This is a genomic window from Haladaptatus sp., from assembly GCF_049589095.1.
Classification (GTDB): domain Archaea; phylum Halobacteriota; class Halobacteria; order Halobacteriales; family Haladaptataceae; genus Haladaptatus.
The window spans coordinates 1-2386 of record NZ_JBAWAC010000165.1 but is presented as its reverse complement, the minus strand read 5'-3'; the positions used below and the strand labels follow the sequence as shown (position 1 = coordinate 2386).

At 60.2% G+C, this 2386-nt stretch carries 4 protein-coding genes; 1 reads left to right on the top strand and 3 read right to left on the bottom strand.

Annotated elements, in window-relative coordinates:
- The 3 genes from WBV42_RS05610 to WBV42_RS05600 all read right to left on the bottom strand — a co-directional run.
- Window positions 1-1175 (bottom strand): RNA-guided endonuclease InsQ/TnpB family protein (locus WBV42_RS05610; protein ID WP_423985153.1); only part of this gene is annotated, 1175 nt, incomplete at its 3' end.
- Between the two features lie 9 nt (window positions 1176-1184).
- Entirely contained in the window at window positions 1185-1328 is a 144-nt protein-coding gene (locus tag WBV42_RS05605; protein ID WP_423985152.1) for a DUF2080 family transposase-associated protein, read from the bottom strand.
- A 324-nt stretch (window positions 1329-1652) separates the two neighbouring features.
- Window positions 1653-2132, bottom strand: coding sequence for a DUF456 family protein (locus WBV42_RS05600; protein WP_423985151.1), 480 nt, complete (start codon window positions 2130-2132; stop codon window positions 1653-1655).
- Between the two features lie 81 nt (window positions 2133-2213).
- Between WBV42_RS05600 and WBV42_RS05595 the strand changes: the two genes are divergently transcribed.
- Window positions 2214-2386: SDR family oxidoreductase (locus WBV42_RS05595; RefSeq protein ID WP_423985154.1), on the top strand; the 173-nt coding region annotated here is incomplete at its 3' end.

Sequence of the window (2386 nt, the reverse complement as noted above, 5' to 3'; positions counted from 1 at the left end):
ACGACGCGCTTTGCAGATACGGAGGTATCCACAGGAAGCGCAGTCTCCACAGGCGTTGATTCGGAGCGTCCCGCTCCTAACCGCTTTGTGATACCGCGAGAAAGAATGTTCCACGCCGCGTTCGCGTCTCTATCCGCCTCGAAACCACACGCCGGACAGGAGTGTTCGCGGACCCACAACGGCTTATCGGTCGAAACACCGCAGGATGCACACTCTTTGGTCGTTCCGCGAGGGTTTACTGTGACGAAGTGTACCCCTTCGCGTTCGCACTTGTATTCGAGCATCCGCAGGAACGTTCCCCACGCCGCGCCCGCCCGGTTCCGCGAGTTGCCCGGTAGTTCGACCAAGCCCTTCGCGTCCAAGTCCTCCACGGCCACCAAGTCGTACTCGGTGGCGTAGTAGTTCGACAATTTGTGGAGGAAGTCACGGCGCTTTCGTTTGAGGTCGGCATGACGCTCAGCCACGACTAGGCGTTGTTTCTCCCAGTTTGCAGACTCGTGTTCCTTGCGGGAGAGGTTGCGCTGTGCCCGTTCCAGTCGCTCGCGTTCGTCTGAGAGGTCGGGCGATTCAACGGCGGTTCCGTCGGTGTCGTGGGCGTACTTAAGTATGCCAACGTCGATACCGACGCACTGCTCAGGATTCTCGGGCTTCGCAGGAGGGTCGTCGGGCGTCTCGATACCGAGGATGGCGTACCACTTACCGGTCGCTTCCTGCTTGACCGTGACGGTCTTTATATTGGCGTCGTCGGGCAGGTCACGGTGGAAAGTGAGCGGGATTTCTCCGAGTTTCGAGAGCCACAGTTTTGTCCGACCGCTCGTATTTTTGAGCTTGAAGCCGGATTGGCTGTAGGTGAAACTACGGTACTCGCCCGGTGCCTTCCAGTTGAGCGTCCCAACGTGGTAGCCGTTCTCTTTGCGACCGCGAAGCGTTGAGAGGTTGTCGTATAACCGCTGGACGACCTTCTGGAGAACCTTCGAGTGGACTTGTTTCAGGTCTGTCCACCACTTCTTGAGACTCGGCAGGAGTTTCTGTTCGGAGTACGCCGAGGTATCGTCGTTCCGGTTAAGTCGGTGGAGAAAGTGGTTGTAGACCGGTCTACAGGTATCGACCGTCCACGCTAACTGGTCTTCAAGAGCGTCGGACGGCCGGAGCCGATACCTGTAGTTGTAGTTCATCTGGTGGGGCTACTTGTCGGTGGGTTCACTTGTTCGGACGATTTTCACGTCTGCACCACGCCAGTCCTTCGGGACGAGAACGTGTGCCCCGTTGCCAGTGGCTTTGACCGTCCCGGTGATGACTTCGTGGCCTTCTATTTCGTGTCTATCCATCATCGGAGTATATACAATGTTGAAACATAAACGTGGCGGTGGGCCTGTGGGCTGAGCGTCGAACGTGCTAGAGAACCGTGCGGCGTTCACGAGAGCAATGCTCTCGTGTGCAGGCGAGACGCTCGGCGTCTCGTCAACGCTGTATCCCCTCCCTACTCGCTCCCTTCGGTCGCTCGTTGAGGAAGGGGCCTTAGCGCCTCAATTTCGGTAACTGGACTGGTCGTGATGATGCCGGGCGTAGACGAGGGAACCGGACCGGAGGAACCCCTACAGCCACATCATCTGTCATGTTTGTAGAATGGACGAACGGGGGAAAGCGGCCGTTCAGAACAACACGACGGCGAGGAATCCGACGAGCAGCGAACCGGTCACGAGCAGTTGAACGACCGCCGACGCGAGCATGCCGACGACGGCGAAGCCAGCGGTTCGGGCACCGTGCCGGAGGTCGTTCGTCCGCGTGAGTTCGACGACGAAGGTGGCGAGCGCGACGGCGACCAGCATTCCCACGGGTCCCGTGACGAACAGGGCGACGATTCCGACGACGGCCGCGACGGCGGCGGACACCATCGAACCACCGCCAGCGCGTGCGGAAATCGCGCTTCCTGCGTAGTCGGCGACGAACGCCGCGATACCGACGACCGTTGCGATGGCGACGAAGGCGAGGCCGGGACTGTGAAAGTCCGTCCCCCACCAGTAGACGTAGATTCCCGCGAGCGAGAGGGGAACTCCCGGCACGAGGGGAGCGACGCTTCCGAGAACGCCACCGAGTAGGAGGGCGAGGGCGAGGAGGAAGGGCCAATCCATACGGAAACCGTGGTGCTTGCGGCGCATAACCCTTCAGGTTGCCCCGACAGCTTTTGAACCGTAGCGCCCGAGTTTCGAGTAATGAGGGTACTCGTCGCCGGAGCAACCGGGTTCGTCGGCCGCAACCTCGTCCCCGAACTGATCGAACGGGGTCACGAAGTCGTGGCGATGACTCGAAACGCTTCGACGTACGACCCGCCGAAAGGCGTGTCAGTGGTGGAGGCGGACTTGAACGACCGCGAGAGCCTTCGAGG